Origin of the sequence: Winogradskyella litorisediminis (genome assembly GCF_042675765.1) — a bacterium.
GTDB lineage: Bacteria > Bacteroidota > Bacteroidia > Flavobacteriales > Flavobacteriaceae > Winogradskyella > Winogradskyella litorisediminis.
The window spans coordinates 561-20935 of sequence record NZ_JBHTJL010000009.1 but is presented as its reverse complement, the minus strand read 5'-3'; the positions used below and the strand labels follow the sequence as shown (position 1 = coordinate 20935).

Annotated in this window: 15 protein-coding genes; 7 read left to right on the top strand and 8 right to left on the bottom strand. The window is 32.2% G+C overall.

What is annotated here, in order from left to right:
* Window positions 1-49: 49 nt before the first annotated feature.
* From ACFQ1Q_RS02510 to ACFQ1Q_RS02495, 4 genes are all read right to left on the bottom strand, one after another.
* Window positions 50-2539 (bottom strand): zinc-dependent metalloprotease, encoded by a 2490-nt coding sequence (locus ACFQ1Q_RS02510; RefSeq protein WP_386127657.1) that lies wholly within the window; start codon window positions 2537-2539, stop codon window positions 50-52.
* Window positions 2540-2726: 187 nt separating this feature from the next.
* Window positions 2727-4418, bottom strand: a complete 1692-nt coding sequence (gene lysS, locus ACFQ1Q_RS02505) for a lysine--tRNA ligase (RefSeq protein ID WP_386127655.1) — start codon at window positions 4416-4418, stop codon at window positions 2727-2729.
* 128 nt (window positions 4419-4546) lie between these two features.
* Window positions 4547-5119 (bottom strand): TlpA family protein disulfide reductase, encoded by a 573-nt coding sequence (locus tag ACFQ1Q_RS02500; RefSeq protein WP_386127653.1) that lies wholly within the window; start codon window positions 5117-5119, stop codon window positions 4547-4549.
* 108 nt (window positions 5120-5227) lie between these two features.
* On the bottom strand, window positions 5228-6286 hold the full coding sequence (locus tag ACFQ1Q_RS02495; RefSeq protein ID WP_386127651.1) for a helix-turn-helix domain-containing protein: 1059 nt from the start codon (window positions 6284-6286) through the stop codon (window positions 5228-5230).
* Window positions 6287-6388: 102 nt separating this feature from the next.
* Here ACFQ1Q_RS02495 and ACFQ1Q_RS02490 point away from each other — a divergent pair, with 102 nt between their 5' ends.
* The 3 genes from ACFQ1Q_RS02490 to lipB all read left to right on the top strand — a co-directional run bounded on the left by ACFQ1Q_RS02490 (window position 6389) and on the right by lipB (window position 7797).
* Window positions 6389-6547 carry a YqaE/Pmp3 family membrane protein gene (locus ACFQ1Q_RS02490; RefSeq protein WP_386127649.1) on the top strand — a complete coding sequence of 53 codons (159 nt, stop codon included), beginning with the start codon at window positions 6389-6391 and terminating at the stop codon, window positions 6545-6547.
* A gap of 69 nt (window positions 6548-6616) precedes the next feature.
* Window positions 6617-6976, top strand: coding sequence for a SnoaL-like domain-containing protein (locus ACFQ1Q_RS02485; protein ID WP_386127647.1), 360 nt, complete (start codon window positions 6617-6619; stop codon window positions 6974-6976).
* Between the two features lie 113 nt (window positions 6977-7089).
* Entirely contained in the window at window positions 7090-7797 is a 708-nt protein-coding gene (gene lipB, locus ACFQ1Q_RS02480; RefSeq protein ID WP_386130133.1) for a lipoyl(octanoyl) transferase LipB, read from the top strand.
* A 1-nt stretch (window position 7798) separates the two neighbouring features.
* Here lipB and ACFQ1Q_RS02475 read toward each other — a convergent pair whose 3' ends face one another.
* The 4 genes from ACFQ1Q_RS02475 to ACFQ1Q_RS02460 all read right to left on the bottom strand — a co-directional run bounded on the left by ACFQ1Q_RS02475 (window position 7799) and on the right by ACFQ1Q_RS02460 (window position 12337).
* Window positions 7799-8239 (bottom strand): nucleoside deaminase, encoded by a 441-nt coding sequence (locus ACFQ1Q_RS02475; RefSeq protein ID WP_386127645.1) that lies wholly within the window; start codon window positions 8237-8239, stop codon window positions 7799-7801.
* A gap of 6 nt (window positions 8240-8245) precedes the next feature.
* A complete protein-coding gene (locus tag ACFQ1Q_RS02470; RefSeq protein WP_386127643.1) occupies window positions 8246-9295 on the bottom strand; it encodes a nucleoid-associated protein in 1050 nt (349 codons plus the stop codon).
* Window positions 9296-9363: 68 nt separating this feature from the next.
* Complete coding sequence (locus ACFQ1Q_RS02465; RefSeq protein WP_386127641.1) at window positions 9364-11703, bottom strand: hypothetical protein; 2340 nt, start codon at window positions 11701-11703, stop codon at window positions 9364-9366.
* Between the two features lie 31 nt (window positions 11704-11734).
* Entirely contained in the window at window positions 11735-12337 is a 603-nt protein-coding gene (locus ACFQ1Q_RS02460; RefSeq protein ID WP_386127639.1) for a ribonuclease HII, read from the bottom strand.
* 204 nt (window positions 12338-12541) lie between these two features.
* On the opposite strand from ACFQ1Q_RS02460, the gene ACFQ1Q_RS02455 reads away from it, so the two are divergent.
* From ACFQ1Q_RS02455 to ACFQ1Q_RS02440, 4 genes are all read left to right on the top strand, one after another.
* A complete protein-coding gene (locus ACFQ1Q_RS02455) occupies window positions 12542-15616 on the top strand; it encodes a SusC/RagA family TonB-linked outer membrane protein (RefSeq protein WP_386127637.1) in 3075 nt (1024 codons plus the stop codon).
* A gap of 17 nt (window positions 15617-15633) precedes the next feature.
* Window positions 15634-17145 (top strand): RagB/SusD family nutrient uptake outer membrane protein, encoded by a 1512-nt coding sequence (locus tag ACFQ1Q_RS02450; RefSeq protein WP_386127635.1) that lies wholly within the window; start codon window positions 15634-15636, stop codon window positions 17143-17145.
* A gap of 13 nt (window positions 17146-17158) precedes the next feature.
* Window positions 17159-17986 carry a hypothetical protein gene (locus tag ACFQ1Q_RS02445; protein ID WP_386127633.1) on the top strand — a complete coding sequence of 276 codons (828 nt, stop codon included), beginning with the start codon at window positions 17159-17161 and terminating at the stop codon, window positions 17984-17986.
* 175 nt (window positions 17987-18161) lie between these two features.
* Complete coding sequence (locus ACFQ1Q_RS02440) at window positions 18162-20114, top strand: putative porin (protein ID WP_386127631.1); 1953 nt, start codon at window positions 18162-18164, stop codon at window positions 20112-20114.
* The last annotated feature ends 261 nt before the right edge of the window (window positions 20115-20375 follow it).

The following is a 20375-nucleotide window of genomic DNA, read 5'->3' as shown; positions in this document are numbered from 1 at the left end:
AAAGCTCCAAACCTAAGTTTGAAGCTTTTTTAAAAATAATCTAGATAAATTATTTTGGGTCTAAAATGTTGTTAACTCGCTCTAAAGCATCTGCTATGTGAATTCTACTCATAGAGTCTGCGCCACGAGCACTTCGTAATTGAGAACGTAAAGATTTTAATTCAGCACGAACAACAGCTCTAATATCAGATTGGCTTACATTAACAGATGTACCACCAAAGAAACGTCTAAATGCTGCAGGAATGTCTTGTTCATTATTCATAATAAATTCTAGACGCTCAATGTAAGCACGCTGTAAATTACGACGGTAAATATCAATTTTTCTACCTGTGCGTAATTCGCTAAATAAGCCGCGGCGTAAGTCTTTCATCATGTCATACAAACCATACGCTTCATTACCATTTAAAGTTTCGTTTTCAAGCATTCTTGCCATTCTTCCAAAATCTAAAATATTATTAAGAGTTCTAGTCTGAATTCCTCTTACACGTTCTAATTGCCCAGCGCTTTCAAACTTATTTACAATTTCTTTATCTAACATCCACTCTGGAGTATTAAACAATTGGTTTTGTATAAAATCTAAAGCTTCTTTTTGCTTTTCTTTTGGAACATGTGTGTAAACTGCACCTTCTTGGTCATATGTTTTATAATATTCATAAACACCACCAATATTAGCGGCTACATGTCCCATATAACGATTAAATTGTCCAAGAACTTGACCGTACATTGTTTCTAAATCATCGTAGTTTTTACCATCTTCGGCAGTCCACTCGATTAAGTTTGGTATAATTCGTTTTAAGTTTTTAATACCATAATCACTCGCTAAAACGGCATCGTCTCCTAAATCTTCAGTTTGTGAGCTTGGATCAATAACACCACGTTGTTGTCTACCAAAACGGTACATTGGGTCACCTGCTTTTTCTAAAATCCACTGGTCTAAAGTTTCCTTTTCATCTTCAGCAGATTTTGCATCTAAAATAGGCCTGTAACCCCATTTAATAGCGTACTTATCGTAAGGTCCTATATTTGGCATTAAAGCCACACCTTCGTCTCCTGGTTGTGCAACATAATTAAAACGTGCATAATCCATGATTGATGGTGCAGTACCATATTTTTTAGTAAATTCTGGGTCTCTTAAATCTTCAACTTTATAAGCAACACTACTACCCATATTATGTGGTAATCCTAATGTGTGTCCAACCTCATGAGCAGATACAAAACGGATTAAACGCCCCATTACTTCATCCTTAAATTCTACACCACGTGCTTCAGGATTTATAGCTGCAGTTTGTACAAAAAACCAGTTGCGTAATAATGTCATTACATTGTGATACCAATTAATATCACTTTCTAAAATTTCTCCTGATCGTGGGTCACTTACGTGAGGTCCGTTTGCATTAGGTATTGGAGATGCTAAATAGCGCACTACAGAATAGCGTACATCTTCAGGAGACCATTCTGGGTCTTCTTCAACGGTTGGTGGGTCTTTTGCAATTATTGCATTTTTAAAGCCTGCGGCTTCAAAAGCAACTTGCCAATCTTCGATACCTTGCTTGATATATTTACGCCATTGTTTTGGAGTTGCTCTATCAATGTAGTATACGATTTGTTTTTTTGGTTCAACTAATTCACCACGTTTAAACTTTTCAATATCTTCATCTTTTACTTCGAGTCTCCAACGGTCAAGATAACGAACTGTTTTACTCTCTTGAGCATCTAAACCATAATCTGTTTGACCTCTACCAAACCATCCAACACGTTGATCGAACATACGACGCTGCATTGGTACTTTTGGTAATAAAATCATAGAATTATTAATTTCTAAAGAAATTGTTCCTGTACTTGAGTTTGAAGGTGGACGACCTGCAACATAAGTTTTTACGTGTCTTGCTTCAATATTTTCTGGATAACTTTTTAAAGATTCAATAAAAGATTTTTCAGAATCTAAACGTGTAATACGATAAGTTTGTCGTCTTCCCTGAGGAAAACCAAGAGCTTTTACGTCTTTTTCGAACATAGGCGTAACATCTACAACTGTTTTAGTAGAATCTTTACTGAAAGCCTTTATTGGGAAAGTATATAATATTGGCTCAAAGTTAGAATTAACTACCGCTTCATGAACAGGAAGAGAATCTGCAGCAACAACTTGATGCGATACTACTCTTAACAATACTTTTTTGTCTTTCTTTTGCCATCGTAATACTTGCGTATTTTGTTTTCCACCACCAAAACCTAATCCATTGGCAGTTTTTGCAATACGCGTAACCATTAGCATTTCTCTTTCAAAAAGAGAATCTGGAATTTCGTAGAAAAATTTGTCATCAATTTTATGGACATCAAACAAGCCTTTATCGGTTTTTGCCTCTTTTGTAATTACCTTATCGTAAGGTTTAATGTCATTTTTGCCAGGCTTTTTGGTTGGCTTTTTAGCTGCAGCGGTCGCGCCAGCTTTTTTAGAATTGCTCGCTTTTTTTGCAGTGTCGCATGAGAACACCAAAAATGCGCAAGCAACAAATAGAAGTTTAATTCGTAAATGTTTCACAGTTTGTTGGATTTTTAAAATTATTTCTGAAAATAAACAAACAGCCGCTTTTTATATAATTACAAATGTTATTTAGTATTTATTTAACTCGATTGTGATGGGTTTTAACGCATTTCTTAAACTTAATAAATAAAAAAGACGCTGAATTAAAATACAGCGTCTTCAATTATTTAAACTAAAAAAAAACTTATTTAAGCTCTACATATAGGCCTTCATCTGTCTTTTCAACTTTAGTAATACCAAGCTTTCCTAGACCTTTGATGCCTTTGTCCCAACCTTTGTTGCTTAAGCCAGATTTAGATTTAAGCTCGTTTAAATCCATACGGTTTTCAGACTTCAAAATCTCAAAAATGGCTTTTTCGTTATCATTCATTTCCACAGCTTTTTTCTCAGGTTTCATTTGTGGGAAGAATAATACTTCTTGTATCGATTGATTATTAGTTAAAAACATGATTAATCTGTCCATACCAATTCCCATACCAGAAGTTGGTGGCATTCCATATTCTAAGGCACGTAAGAAATCGTGGTCTATAAATTCTGTAGCTTCATCATCTCCTTTTTGAGCTAATCTTAATTGATGTTCAAAACGCTCGCGTTGGTCAATAGGGTCATTAAGCTCAGAATACGCATTTGCGATTTCTTTACCACAAACCATAAGCTCAAAGCGTTCTGTTAATTCAGGATTTTCTCTATGTTCTTTACAAAGAGGACTCATCTCTTTTGGATAGTCCGTAATAAAAGTTGGTTGTATGTAATTGCCTTCGCATTTTTCGCCAAAAATTTCATCAATTAATTTGCCTTTGCCCATCGTTGCATCCACTTCGATACCCATGTCTTGACAGGCTTGACGTATTTCATCTTCAGATTTATTATTGATATCAAATCCTGTAAATTCTAAAATAGAATCACGCATTGTAATGCGCTTATAAGGTGCTTTAAAATTGACTTTATGCTCACCAAAAGTAGATTCTGTTGTTCCGTTTACAGCAATGGCGCAATGTTCTAAAAGCTTCTCGCAAAAATCCATCATCCAGTTGTAATCTTTGTAAGCTACATAGATTTCCATAGCTGTAAATTCTGGATTATGAGTTCTGTCCATGCCTTCGTTACGGAAGTTTTTTGAAAACTCGTATACGCCATCAAAACCACCAACAATCAATCTTTTTAAATACAACTCGTTAGCAATTCGCATATATAATGGAATGTCTAAACTATTATGATGCGTTACGAAAGGGCGCGCTGCTGCACCACCAGGAATTGGTTGTAATATTGGTGTTTCCACTTCAAAATAACCAGCGTCATTAAAGAAGTTTCGCATGGCGTTAAACAATTTAGTGCGCTTAACAAAAACCTCTTTTACGTGGGGATTGACCGCTAAATCTGCGTAACGCTGACGGTAACGCATTTCTGGGTCGTTGAATTTATCGTAGGTATTACCTTCTGCATCTTGCTTTGGTAATGGTAAAGGTTTTAAAGCCTTGCTTAACAGCTTAAAATTTTTAACTAAAACTGTTTTTTCACCAACTTGGGTTGTAAATAAATCGCCTTCAATACCAATAAAATCCCCAATATCTAAAAGCTTTTTATAAACATCATTGTAAAGTGTTTTGTCTTCGCCAGTGCAAATTTCATCACGGTTAAAGTACACCTGAATACGACCTTCAGAATCTTGAAGTTCAGCAAATGACGCTTTTCCTTGAATACGTCGTGACATTAAACGACCAGCAATTATAACTTGTTTGCCTTCTTCGAAATTAGATTTAATCTGTTTTGAAGTATGATTTACAGGATATAAATCGGCTGGATATGGATTAATATCCAAAGCTCTTAATTTTGCTAGTTTTTCGCGTCTTACTAATTCTTGTTCTGAAAGCTGCATTTTCTATGTGTTAAAATTGAAATCATCTTGACTATTCCGAAATCAGAAGAAGTTCAAGATAAATTGACTGCAAAATTACACTATTTACAAAAATTAACATTCAACTTTTAGTATCAATTTAACGTGCGCTATTTCTTGTTGATTTTTGGCTTTCGTTTTACACCAAAATAGTTGGGTTTGTAATCGTTTTTGGTAATGATATTTAGCATGTCTTTTTCTAAAGTTTCAATAGGTTTTTCTATGATACGGTTGACTTCTTTTCCATTTCTAAAAAATATAATGGTTGGTACACGCACAATATTTAAACCTTCTTCTTCGTGTTGAGGACTCTCTTTGTAAGTTTCTTTTTCTCTGCTTAAAGCAACAGCAGTCAATTGTTTTATTGGATATTCTGTAGCTTCTAAAATCTTGAAGAATTTGGGAACTTCATGTTTGCTATCGCCACACCAAGTTCCCATAAATAGCTTAATGTCATAATCAGATAAGTTTTGTTTTAAGACTGTAATGACTTCATAATCTGGTGTATAATTATTATAATTTGTGTCGTACCATGAGTTATAATTTTCAGTTTGAAGTGCTGACTTATCAAATTGACCAATGAGATATGGTTTTTTGCCTTCGGGCATAAATTCTGCATTTAGTTTTTGAGATTTACACGCTATTGTTGAAGCTAGAACAATTAATAATATTACTTTTTTCATTTTAAAAGATTTTGAAATTGATTAGTTATCAAAAATCAAAAAATGAAAGGCTGATGAAGTAAATTAAGGGTTTGAAATTGGTACTAGAACCAGGTTGTAAATTTTTAACTATTTGAAAAATAGGCTTTTAGCTTCGTCTCTGTTTTGCACATTTAGTTTTTTGTAAATGTTGTTAGTATGCGTTTTTACAGTACTTACGCTGACAAAAAGTGCTTCGGCGATGTCTTTATTGGTTTTATTTTGAAGTAATAAATCTAAAACTACACACTCTTGCTTGGATAATTTTTGTTTGAGTTGATTTGAAGATTGAATCTTCTGTTTCCGCCTTTGAAGTATTAAAAACGCATTAAAGAGTAATGACAAAATAAGAATTGGAATAAGAACATAAAGCCATTTGAATTCTGAAGTTTGCGATTTAGAAGAGTTTAAAACAAACATATCCGAAGCCAATTCGTTAGAATACTGTTTGGCGTAAACTGAATTCGGATAAGTTTCCGTCAATCGCGTTTCAAGATTTTTGTAATAATTGGTTTGCGATAAATCTTCAATATAATAGCTATGTAAATCGCTGGTTCTGTCCGAAATATAGCTATAAATGTAAAGCTCTGCCAAAGGCTCGTTAAGTGATTTGCCAAAGTTTTGAAGTGTTTTAAACCATTTTTTATTATTCAATTTGCGGTTAGCTTCACTCCTAAATTCGCCATAAGCAAATTTCATGTCTTGTTTTAAAGAATCAATTTTGGTAAATGCGTTTGCCTTTGGATTACTAGAAACAATATTGCAAAATACTTGGTTTTCAAATGAAAATGGAAGCTGTAATGTATCCGTATTATTCGCTATAAAAATTAAAGCTTTACTGTCTTTACAATGGCCATTAAAATGGTTAAGGTCTTGTTGATTTTCGGAGCATTTATCGACGTGAATTCTGTATATTTTGTTGGATTCGTCGAGCATATTTCCTTTGAATTCAAAAAAACCTGTATCATCAGCAGAGGTTTTAGCAATGATTTGTTCAGAATAAACGCCATCGATTTTGCGGTAATCTTCAACAATAGAGAGATAAACGGTGCTTTGCCATTCTTCCGCATCAATATATCCAGAAAATGAATATTGCGCTTTGCAAATTGAAAATATGCATAGAAAAAGTATGATAAACCGAATTCTCATAAAACGAAGCTAATCATTTTTTTAGAATTCCTATTGCTTTCAATCTGTAACAAATAGCTGAAATATACGTCATACAAATACATCAAATCAAAAAATAAAAGTATGAGTTTTTGGAGAGTTCTTCTCGCTATTATTTGCCCGCCATTATCGGTAATTGGTAAAGGTTGTGGTTCTATTTTAATTGTTTTTTTATTGTGGCTTTGCGGTTGGGTTCCAGGCGTTATTGCAGCTTTAGTAATACTCAATAATCCTGAAAATTAACTTCAAAGTTTACTTTTAAAAAACTGAAAATGATTAAATTAGTATTCTAATTAAATAAAATCAGTCCATATGAATACAAAAGAAGTTGCCGACAAATTAGTAAGTTATTGCCGAAACAATCAAGAGGCAAAAGCTTACGAGGAATTGTATAGCCCAGAAATTACCAGTATAGAAATGCAAGAACCGATGAAAGAGGTTCATGGTTTTGAAGGTATTCAGAAAAAAGGCCAATGGTGGGAAGAAAATTTTGAAGTCCACGCTACAAAAGTCTCTGAGCCTTTGGTCGCTGATAACCATTTTACGGTTAAATTTTGGATGGATACAACCCACAAACCTAGTGGTCAACGTTCTCAAATGAACGAACTGGCGGTTTATCAAGTTAAAGATGGAAAAATTTGGAAAGAGCAATTTTTCTACGATACCGAATAGTAATATTTTATTATTAATTAAAAAAAGCCTAACAGAATATAATGTTGGGCTTTTCTTATTTAGGTCTATCTTTGTAAAATCATTTTTTTATCAAAAATGATAATCACAATTCTATTTTTAAAATGAATAAAAAAATAAAATTCAAAGACTTAGGCTCTAAAGACTTTAAAGAAACTTGGGATTACCAGGAACAACTTTTTAAAGCCATTTTAGATACTAAAATTAAAAATAGGAGAGAAGATGCAGGTTTAGAAACTGATAATCATTTTCTATTTGTAGAGCATCCGCATGTTTATACTTTAGGGAAAAGCGGTGATTTATCTAATCTGTTACTGTCTCAAGAGCAATTGGTAGAAAAAGGTGCCACATTTTATAAAATAAATCGTGGTGGAGATATTACGTATCATGGTCCAGGACAAATTGTAGGTTACCCAATTTTAGATTTGGATAATTTTTTTACAGACATCCATAAATACCTTCGTTTTTTAGAGGAGTGTATTATTTTAACTTTGGCCGAATATGGATTAGAAACTGAGCGAAGTCCTGGAGAAACAGGCGTTTGGTTAGACGTCGGTACGCCATTTGCACGTAAGATTTGCGCTTTAGGTGTGCGAGCAAGTCGTTGGGTAACTATGCATGGTTTTGCACTTAATGTAAATGCAGATTTAGGCTATTTTGATAATATTATTCCATGCGGAATTAGAGGGAAAGCGGTAACATCTTTACATGTAGAATTGGGCGTTGAAAAAGTCGATGAGTCTGAAGTAAAATCTAAGATTTTAAAGCATTTTAAAACGCTTTTTGAAGCTGAGTTTATTTAAACTATTGCCAAACTTTTATAGCTTCTTCTTTGCAAATTTGAATCATATTAAATTCCTCATGCCTCTTCTTATTTTCTGAATCGTAATACATTTCTGAATATATGTAGCCGTGTTGTTTTGCGTCTTCTGCAGAGGCGCCAAAATATATTGCTTTAAATTTTGCCCATTTACAAGCGCCGAGGCACATCATGCAAGGTTCGCAGCTGGTGTATAGTGTATATGAAGATAGGTCAGTTGTTTTTAGTTTTTTACAAGCCTTTTGAATGGCTTTTAATTCGGCATGCTGTGTAACATCGCTATCACCTTTTACGGTGTTGTGAACTTTGCAAATAACTTTGTCATCTAAGGTAATGACCGCACCAAAAGCACCACCATTTTCTGATGCTTTGCCTTCTTTTGCCAAATTAATGGCCATGGTCATAAATTTTATGTGATTTTTCATATTTTTTTAGCCTTCTTCGTTAAAAAATACTTTGTAAAAATGCATTTTCTTTTCGTCGTCATAACCGCGTTCTAAATATTCTGCAGAAGCATCTGGAGCATCAACATCTAACTTAATTTGTATGTTGGTATCGAGTTTAATCTCTGTTTTTATCTTTTGTTTTTGTTTTTTTAATGCGACTTCAGAGACATCAAATTGATTTCTTATTAATACGCTATTCTCTGCTTCATAGGTTTTTTTGTAATCTTCAAATTGCTGAATTTGGTCTTCAGTTTCAAATACTTCTTCCTTAAATGTTTCGACATTTACAATTTCATTTTCTTTAAAGAAATCTACTGTTTTTGCTAAGAAATTACTTTGTTCTTGGCCGCCAAAATGTGGTTGTAACACTTCTTTAGAAAACTCTCTACAAAGTTCAATGTAATTCTTGGTGTGTTGGTTGCTGTCATCAGGATATTTAATGTTAAGAAAACTTTTTATCCAGTATTGGGTGTCGTAATTGTTATTGTCTACGCTGAGTACAATCTTACCTTCCATATCGGACGTATTTAAGATTAAACACCCTTTGTCAACCTTTTTGGCTTGGATGCCTTTTTGTACCAAAATATCGTAGTTGTTTTGCTCTAAATAGGTTTGAAAAAATTCAGTTTTATTTTCAATTTTAAAAATTCCGATGGCGTCTGTAAAATAGTCCTGATATTGTATGTTTTCAAAATGACAAATAAATACATCTCCAGTTTTAATTTGTGCAGAATTGCTCTGCTCAAAAAGATGGGTTACAATGTGTTTTGAGACGTCTACAAATTTACCATCTTCAGAAAATAACTGCTCACTGTAAGTGTTAATTTCATTGAGATTAACGTCGGAATGATGATTAAATCGGTACGTCTCAGCTACGCTTACAAATGGTTTTAATAAGTAAGGTAAAATAAGCTGGTATGTGGCTTCGTCAAAATGTACAGTAGCCTCTGAAAATGTATTTTTTGTACCATTAAATTTGTTGCCAACTTTATGAATAATTAAATCTTTTATTGAAGCTTTTTGACGTTTAATCATAATCGTAAATCCTGAAATTTTTAAGAGTTACAATAGTACAAAAATAGGGTTCAAAATAGGGCTTCAAATTAATTGATTTTATAAACAATTACGGATTGGTTATCACTCTGTGTTATAACAAATACGTCTTTGCTTTTATTTAATTTTGTTATTGTTGCTGAAGATGTACCGTAAATTGGAAAATTTTCTAATAGTTTAGCTTGACTATCAAAAACAAAAACTTTGTTAGTCTGCAAATCCGTAGTAGTTACGTAAATTTTATCGTTTAGATAAAAAAGTTGCGGAGATGTGTAATTACCGAAGTCTAAATCAGAAGTTTTATTATTAATTCTTAATTTGTTCTCTGTTAAAGAAACTAGGGTTTTGCTACTTGCAGTTACTTTTGAGTCTGATGCAAGGTTTTGATTGACTAGTTTTAATTTGCCTTTGGTATCAACCTGTAAAAATTGACCTGAAGCCGTTTTGGTCGCAAAACTGTTTTTATAATTAAAAATTTCAGAATCTGAGAAATTTATAGTTTCATTTACTTTAATCCTTTCTTTGCCCTGTCGATTTAAAATTTCTAGTTTTTTACCCTGAGAAAATACAATATAGTCTTTGCTGTTAATTCTAAAATGTTTTGGCTGACTTGTAATTGTGTTATTTGTTTTTTTAAAGTTGAATCCTTTAACTCGGTTGCCTTTAGCATCATACATTAACAACTGATTTTGTTGGGTAATCAGTAATCTATAATTCTTACGTTTGTCATAATCAAAAACTGAAAGTGGTTGCGTAATGGCATCATTAAATTTTAAAGGAAATGGCGCCACATCCTTACCATTTCTGTCTAAGACGTATAACTTGTTTTTTGTTGCAAATGCAATTTGTAGTCGACCGTTTTTGTAAATGTCTATTTGTTCAATTTTACCCAGAACTTTGCCATCAATTTTTTTCTTCCAAATAATTCTTCCAGAATTTGAAATTTGGTAAAGCATATTTTTATCATCTTGTAAAACGATATCACCACCACCGGTTGTATAGTTTTTTACAGTTTGCGGGCCAACAAGAATAGAATTGGTTAGTTTAAAACTAAAATCTTCGGATACAGAATTTTGAGAGGCTCGTTTATTATATCTAGAATAAACGCCATTGATGTGTGCAAAATCCTGATCGTAAATATATTGTACAATATTTGTATTGTAGTTTTCAGGATTTTTGCCAAAATAATCTTTAAATCCATTTTCATTTTTATAAATGATATATGATGAATTTGTTGCAATATCTCTGCTGATGTTTTTAAATTTTTTTGAATCGGCGAGGCTGTTATTATTGAGCTTATTTGTTATAATTTGTTTAAGAAAATCCTTGCTTGAAGATAACACTACGAAATTTTGAAACACAAAACCAAATTCAACATTATTTAGTGATATAAATGGTGAAAGTTTTTTTTTGAAAAAATCGGGTTGCGAGAAATTAAAAATAGAAACATTTTTATAAGTTTCGTTTATTGAATTGATGTCTATTTCTGTATCAATAACTTCAGCGTCTAAAAAATTAATGGCTATAGCTTTATTTTGCTCGTTTTCTATTTGTGCAATTTCATTTGTAAGCTTAAGCAGGTTAGAGGTTGAGTCATTTTCAATACGATTTATTGCTTTTAGGTTTTTTGAAAAAACTCCGTAATCATCAAAAGCAATTCTTTTAATTGTTTTAGTATTTTCAGGAATAATATTAGAAAGCTGAAATTTTTGTGGAACCGTATTTTTAAAAGCGTTGAGTATAAAACTACTATCTACACTTTTTATAATTCCATTAAAACTTATCCCTTTTGCGTTGGTATTTATATCAATAGCTTCAAACTTAAGTGAATCTTTAGTTGAATTTATAAAGAATAGAGGCGATTTGCTGTTTTTTAAAATAAGCGATGTATGAGCTTCATTATTTGTTGTAGCTAAAAATGTTTTTAAATCGTCACTGGAGTTGTTAACTGCGGATGTAACGAGTTCAAGATTTTTTGAAGCTATAAACACATTATCGATTTTGCGGTGATAAATGGTGTCTTTATCTATTATTGTCTTTGAGATGCCTTTATTAGACAAACCATTATTTTTTGTAGTTGAAGTTGAATCTAGCTTAATTAAACTATCGTAATATTTTGTTACTAAAAACATTTCATCTTCAGTAGAACTTAAAAACACCGGTTCATTAGTAATTATAAGGTTTAAAAGGGTCGATGATTCTTTTAAATTTAATTTATTATTTAAAAATTGGTTTTGATAAAGTTTATTAAAATTAAAACTATCGTTTATTTTAATTATAGATGTGTGATTGTTAGGTATAAAATCTTCTGGTTTCTGTTCTTTCTGGTAACGTTTTGAACATGAAAACAAAAAAAATAAGAATATTATGAAAATATTACGGAGCTTCATTACTAGTTTATTTCTGCAAATATAATAGTACTTATATATCTAATGTATATTGTTGAGGAAGTAATCTAAATGATTTTCTGTGGTATTTTGTTATACCATATTTTTTAATAGCTTCTCTGTGAGCCTTTGTAGGGTAGCCTTTATTTTGTTTCCAATTGTACATAGGAAATTCTTCATGGATTTTTTCCATATATAAGTCTCTATAGGTTTTTGCTAAAACAGACGCTGCCGCGATACTTAAATATTTACTATCTCCTTTTATTATTGTTTGATGAAGGACTTCTTTATAAGGTTTAAATTTATTGCCATCTACAATTATAAACTGCGGTGAAATATTTAATTGCTCAATAGATTTGTGCATTGCTTTTATTGAGGCGTTTAAAATATTAATGGTATCTATTTCTTCTTCGTATATATTGGCAACTCCAAAGCATACAGATTGCGATTCTATAATAGGCTTTAATAATAAGCGCTTTTTTTCTGTAAGCTGTTTTGAATCATTTAGTAAATTATTAGAGAATGTTGAGGGTAATATAACAGCAGCAGCGGTAACAGGTCCGGCAAGGCAGCCTCGACCAGCTTCATCTGTTCCGCATTCAAAATCCTTATCTGAAAAGTGTTTTAGTAATTTCATAAATATGAAGGTAAAAAAGTATATGCAATTATTAAAATAACATTATTTAAAGATGTATTTTTTTAATAAAGCAAAGTATTAATGGAGCTATTGCGGTATTATTAAGTTTTATGCGACTTTCTTTAACATTTTTTTATGCTATTCCCTTGCATTTTTAATAATTTATTATGATGTTTGCGGAAGACTAACTCAAATAATTGTTTTATGAAATTAAAGTTAACATGGTTATTAACGCTTTTTATGGCGTTTGTAATGCAACTTTCCTTTGGACAAGAGAAAGACATTACGGGAACAGTTACTGCAGCCTCGGACGGATTACCGTTGCCGGGAGTTAATGTAATTGTTAAAGGTACCGCTAAGGGTACACAAACAGATTTTGATGGTAATTATACCCTCAAATCAGTAAAAGCAGGAGATGTAATTGTCTTCTCATTCGTTAGTATGAAAACTACCGAGAGAACTGTCGGAGCAGGAAACGTTATAAACGTAAGTATGGCTGATGATGTTGCTTCTCTTGATGAAGTTGTTATTACTGGTTACTCAACTACAACAAAGGCGAAATCGAGTGTTTCTTCTGTAAGAGTATCTAGTGAAACTATCGAGAACAGACCAAATGCAAGTTTTGTTCAGACATTATCTGGTCAGGTACCAGGTTTGAATATTACTACTAGTACTGGTCAGCCAGGTGGTAACTCTTTAGTTCAGCTTCGTGGTGTAGGTTCCATCAATGGTAATACTGAGCCATTATTTATTATTGACGGTGCTCCTGTGGACGAAGATAATTTCCGATCTTTAAACCCGCAAGAAATTGCATCTATTGATGTATTAAAAGATGCTGGTGCAACTGCTATTTATGGTAATAGAGGTGCAAATGGTGTAATTATTATTAAAACACGTACAGGTAGTTTTAATCAAGGCTTGAAAGTTAATTATAACGGTTTTGTATCTTATAGTACTATTCAGAGTAACGATTATAACTTAATGAACTCACAGCAGTTACTTACTTATGAAAGAGATAAGGGTAGAGGTGCTGGTGCTGGTGCAACAGCTAATAAAGGCTTTAGGCCAGTGCGTGATTACCTGACTCCAGGTTTTCCTGTAATTGCCGCAAACACAGTTCCTATGACTGATGCGGAAATTGCTGCTGCACCTGACTTTGATTGGTTTGATTATTTCTTTAGAACTGCAGTAACACAAAACCATACAATTTCATTGTCAAGTGGTGGTGAAAATTCTACGCAGTTTACTTCTATTGGTTTCTCTGATACTCAAGGTATCTTAGTTCAGAGTGGATTAACAAGATTTAACTTAAGAACAAACGTTACTGGTAAAAGCTCTAATGATAAGTTTAACTATGGTTTAAATTTATCTGTAAACTATTCTAAGAGTGACGAGCCAAATAATATTGGTGGTGGCGCTGTAAATAGAAACTATGTATTAGGGTCTTTACTATCGTTCCCTTACAACACTCCTGATCAGATTGGTATTGCAAAGCCTGGTGTTATCGCAGCACCAAGTGTTGTAGATACTCCTTTCTTCCTTATTGATAGATTAAACGAATTTACACGTTTTGAAGAAGAGGTTAAAATTGTGGGTAGTATAAATGCTAACTATAAGTTTACAGATTTTTTAAGTGCAAATGTTGTGGCTGCTTTTGATTACCAGAATGAGGTATTGACTTCTGGTCAATTCCCAAATGCAATTAATTCGCAGATATTTGGTGGTAATAATGAACAAATAACACAAGATACAGATAGAGTTTTTACTTACAATCAAGTAACATCTCTTAATTATAACGATACTTTTGGAAAGCATACTTTCGATGTTGGTTTATATACAGAGTACTTTAAAGCTCATAGAAGGTTTTTTGGATTTAATTCTGTAGGTCTTAATGCATTGACATTTGCTCCACAAGATGGTGCAGGTTTTATTGATGACGGGCCAAACGATGATCTTTTTGTTGACGGTGTTTTTGCTACAAAGCGTGATGCTGGTTTATTCTCTTATTTTGCATCTTTTGATTATGATTCTAAATATGGTTTAGCTGCTACAGTGCGAAGAGATGCTTCCTTCCGTTTTGCTGATTCAAATAGATATGCAACTTTCTGGTCTGTTTCTGGTCGATGGAATATCTCTAACGAAGCATTTATGGATGATTCTGTATTCAATAATTTAAAATTAAGAGCTTCTTATGGTACTGCCGGTAATCAAGACATTGTAGGTTTAGGTCCTTTTTCTGCTTTCGCAGAAACTTTAGATTTGTTTGTTACAGATACTGGTTATATAAGTAATCAATCCATATTTTTAGACCAAGTAGGTAATAGAAATTTAAGATGGGAAACTATTGCTCAGTTAAACGTTGGTATAGATTTCGGTGTTTGGCAAAATAGACTTAGAGGATCTGTTGATTATTATAAGCGTAATACTACTGATTTATTCCAAGGTATAAATTTATCTGCTACAACTGGTTTTACTCAACAAAACGCAAATATTGGAGAGTTGGAAAACAGAGGTGTTGATTTTCAAGTTGATTACGACGTCGTAAGAGCTAATGCTCCAGGTGATTTTGCTATGACGGTTGGTGTTGTAGGTAACTATAACGTTAATGAGTTGATTGATTTGCCTGTAGAAGAATTACCTGGCACTGGTCGTGAAGGCGGACCACTTGGTGAGTATTTTTTAATACGTTATGCAGGTGTTAACCCAGCTACAGGTAATTTACTATACTTAGATGCTAATAATAACTTAACTGAGAATCCAACTACTAATGATCAAGTTTGGACAGGAAAAAATATCTTACCAGACTGGAACGGTGGTGTTACTTTTAATTTCGATTACAAAGGATTTTTCTTAACTACACAGTGGAACTACGTATTAGGTGTTGATAGATTTGATTCTGATTATGCAGGTTTCGTAGATGTTGATAATACAGGTTCTTTCCAATTATCTGCTGATATTTTACGTGAGTGGACTCAGCCAGGTGATATTACAGATATCCCTTCTCCTACAGCATTTAATAGAAATTCATTTACAGCAATTGATGACAATTTCTTATATAGCGGTGATTATTTAAGATTAAGATTTGCTAGTTTTGGATATAATTTTAATCAAGATATTTTAGAAGGTACTGGTTTCACTAAAGCTAGACTTTTCTTTAACGCTGAAAATGCTTTAACATTTACAAAATGGAGAGGTTTTGATGTTGAGACTCGTGATAATGGTGGTGCTGAATACCCAACGCCTGCAACTTTCTCTGTTGGTGTAGAGTTAGGATTTTAAACAAAAAAAATAATATGATGAAAAAAATAAAATATTTAGTCATGTGTCTTGTTGCAGCTTTACTTGTAAACTGTAATGATGCCATAGACATTAGACAAGTTGGTCTTTTAGACCCTGCAAATGCTTTTAGAAGTGTTGACGATTTAGAAGCTGGTGTATTTGGTTTATATTCCAGAAATGGTCAAAGTGGAGCGTTTGGATTTGACACAACTCCTGAGATTGCATTAGCATCAAACTTTACAGATGAGATATCTATTGGTGCAGGTACAGGTGGACAGGGCTTTGCTTTGTATGATTTTGTATTAAATCCTACTTCTGCTGCAGCCTCTAACTTTTGGATTAGAAATTTTTCTCAAAACAATAGAGCTACTGTTTTGTTGGAAGCAGCACAGAATATAACTGTTGACCCTTCAGACCAAGCAAGATATAATCAATTGTTAGGTGAAATTTATGTAATGAGAGCGTATGCAAATTTCGAATTACTTAATATGTTTTCTGTAGATGTACGTAATGATGCATCTTTAGGAATTCCGGTTGTTGATTTTGTACCTCCATTAACGTTTCAACCATTAAGGGATACTGTTGGTGATGGTTGGGATTACATTAACTCAGACATTGCAGCAGCTGAAAGTTTACTCGGACCTGCAACAGCTCCTGACAGAATTTCTTTAGACGTTGTAAGAGCTTTCAAGGCAAGAACTTTAGCGACTAGAGGTCGATATGCAGAAGCTTTACCTATTGCTAATGCATTGGTAGCTGCTTATCCTATAGCAAATCGAACGGATTATAGAAATATGTTTTTAGACGATAGTGATGAAGAAATTATTTTTAAATTACAGCGTGTAAGAAATGGACCTTTTGATAGACAAGGCGCGACAGGTAGTGTTAATGCAGGTGGATGGCCAGGAGCTGTTTATACTTTTGCAGATATTTTATCTGATGCTTATTTTGAGATGGACCGTAAAACTTTTAATATGATTGATCCTAATGATATCAGATATACAGTTAACGTGTCTCCTGCATCTGTTATAGATCCAACATATATGACTAATCCTAATGCTTTTTCTACGGATAAGATTATTCCTGCGAAATACCCGGGTTCTGAACAGCAACCTCTAATGAATGATTTAAAAGTATTTAGATCTTCAGAAATGTTATTGATTGCTGCAGAAGCAAGAGTAGGAGCAAATAACGATTTAACAGGAGCAGCACAGCTTATCAAACAACTAAGAGATGCTAGATTTGGTTCTGCACAACCGCTTCCAGTTTATGCTTCTGCACAAGAGGCATATGGCGCAATCTTAGATGAAAGACGTATTGAGTTATTATTTGAAGGTCACAGATTCCGCGATCTAAAAAGATTAGGTGTTGCTGGAAATAGAGGAGTTGATAGAGATTTAACGGATTGTACTAGACAAGGTGGCGCTTGTACTTTGCCAGCAGACGATTTTAGATTTACATTACCAATTCCTTTGTCGGAAATTAATGCAAACCCTGGAATTGGTGCCGAGCAAAATCCAGGTTACTAAAAAATAAAAAATTATGAAAAAAATATTAAAATCAATTTTATGCGTTGCTGTTATTGCATCTTTATCAAGTTGTGATAATGAACAAATTATATATGACAATGCAACTTTTGTACAAATTTCAGGTTCTCCTTCAATTTCTACAACTGAAAACAGTGGTGAAACTCTATCTGTAACAGCAATTTTAGGTGAGCCTCAGGCAACAGATATTACTGTGAATTTTGATGTAACAGGTGATGCTTCTAGGTATACTTTAACTCCGGGACCATCAGTTACAATTCCTGCTGGTCAGACTAGTGGAAGTCTTAGTTTCTCACCAATTGACGATGATGACATTAATGGAGATGTTGATATCGTGTTTACATTATCTTCTTCTAATACTTTACCTATTGGTATCGGAGGAGAAGGAGCTAATGCCGTTAGTAAAACAATTACCATTGTTGATGACAATGTACCTTGTAATGATTATACTTTCTCAATTACCACTGATACTTATGGTGATGAAACATTTTGGGAAATAATCGATGCTAGTGGAAATGTTGTTGAATCTGATGGTGATGGTACTGCTTATCCTAATTCAGGTATTGCTAGTAACACAACTACAGATTATAATTTTACCTTATCTGACGGTTGTTATACCCTAAGAGTATATGATTATTGGGGGGATAATGGACCAACATTTACGTTATCATGTGGTTCTTTAACTCCAGTTGATGATAGTGATGGTTTAGCAGGTTCTGCTACATTAGACATTAACACTGTTCCTTTACCAGGATTTAGAGGTTCTCCATCTAGCCCTTATGCTAGTTATGTTGAAACATTTGATTTTTGTGTGAACCAATAATCTAAATGTAATAATACTAATCTATTTTTAGTTATTATTAAAATATAAATAAACCAGAGAAGTTTGCTTCTCTGGTTTTTTGTTTTATAAATCTTTGTATAAGTATTATAGTTTTTAATACTTTCCTGAACACTTTAATTGTTTAATTTTACGTTATAATTTTTTATATTTTTTGATGAAGAGGTTTTCTATATTTTCTATATTTCTAATTGTTAACATTATTAGTGGTCAAAATCCCCCCATAAAAAAAACTTCTAAGCAAAAGGATACAACAAGTTTTTTTTTTAAAAAGGGAAATAAAACTCAACAAAGTAAGCTCACAATAGCTAACTATCTCATCATTTCAAAACAAAACGACACTACTTTTGTAGATACAACACTCACAATAAAAAAAGATTATAAATTTAATTACTTACGTAAGAATAATTTTAATTTTATTCAATTTGCAAATACTGGTCAAACTTATAATACTTTAAGTATAGATAATTCTACAAATAATATTATGCCTGGTTTTGCTGCCCAAGCCCGACATTTTAATTATTTGGAGACCAATGATATTGATTATTATCGTGTTCCAACTCCTTTAACCGAATTATATTACAAAACTGTTTTTTCTCAAGGTCAAAATCTTGATGCTTTTTTTACAGTAAATATTTCTCCTCAATTAAATTTTTCAATTGCTTATAAAGGTTTAAGGTCTTTAGGTAACTATCAAAATTCATTAACGAGTACAGGTAATTTTAGATTTACAACTAACTATCAATCTGATAATAAAAAATACAATATGAGAAGTCATATCGTAATGCAAGATTTGTTTAATCAAGAAAATGGTGGATTAACTGACGAAGATGTAATTAGATTTAAAGAGGGCGATGAGGAAATACAGGACAGATCTGTTTTTGATCCTAATTTTGAAAATGCTGATAGCGTTTTAGAAGGGAAACGATTTTATATTGACCAATCTTATGCGATTTTATCAAAGAAAGATTCAACTTCAGTAAATAATTTATTTTTTGTAAACACCATATCATTTCAAAACAGGTTTTTTGAGTATAACCAAACTACTTCTGCAAATAACTTTTTTGGTTCATCTTTTAGTAATACAATCCAAGATAAAGTTACCCTCGAAGAATTTTATTCAGATTTAGGTTTAAACTATTCTAACAAATTATTAGGTGAAATAGCTTTTAAGGTAAATTACAATAGTATCAATTATGGTTATAATAGTTTAGTTTTTTTAAATAACCAGACTATCACAAATAGAATTAAAGAAGAATTTTTTGGATTTGAAGTAGCGTACAATAATCAAATTGGAAAACTTAAGTTGGAAGGAAAACTCGGGGCTAATTTTTCAGATAATATAAAAGGTAATTTTTTAGATTTCAAGGGTAAATATCAGTTATTGGATAATATTGATTTATTTGCTGGAATAAATGTTAACAATAGATTACCTAACTATAACAAATTATTATATCAAAGTAATTACACTAATTATAATTGGGATAATAGAGAAATTTTTAAAACTATAGAAACTCAACAACTATCATTTGGGTTAAATTCGGAAAAGTATATAAATATTAATTTTGATATAACTAATATAGAAAATTATGCTTTTTTTAAACTAGAGTCTATTCAAAATGATATTAAAGTTATTAAACCTATCCAAAACGATAAGGCTATACAATATCTTAGAGTAAAAATTCAAAAAGAATTCCGTTTAGGTAAGTTTGCTCTCGACAACACGATTATGTATCAAAATGTAAAAAGTGATGAAAATGTTATTAATATACCTTCACTTATTTCGAGAAATACGTTTTATTTTTCTGATGAAGTTTTTAAAAAAGCTCTAAAGTTTCAAACAGGAATTACATTTAATTTCTTTTCAGAATATTATGGTAATGGTTATGACCCTCTATTAGCAGAATTTTATACGCAAAATCAAACAAAAATAGGAGGATTTCCTAGATTAGATTTTTTCGTAAATGCAAAAATCAGACAAACTAGAATTTTTTTAAAGGCTGAGCATTTTAACTCTTCGTTCTCTGGAAACAATTATTTTGCAGCTCCAAACTACCCTTATAGAGATTTTACAATTCGTTTTGGTCTTGTTTGGAATTTCTTCTTATAGTTTTTTCTATAAAATCAATATTTAAGATTTTTGTAACTTTTATAGCTTAGTGTATTTTTTCAAATGATTTTTATATTTATTATAGGTTAATTATTTGTCTTTAACTTTTTAGTATTAGAGTTTTAGTTTCTTTTAATATACAATTATATAAGCTTATTTTCGATGTGTAATATGTATCTCATCATTTTAAAAAAAACATAAATATCTGTTAATAAGTGTTGTAACAAGTGTTGTTAAATAATTTCAAAATAATTTTAAGAA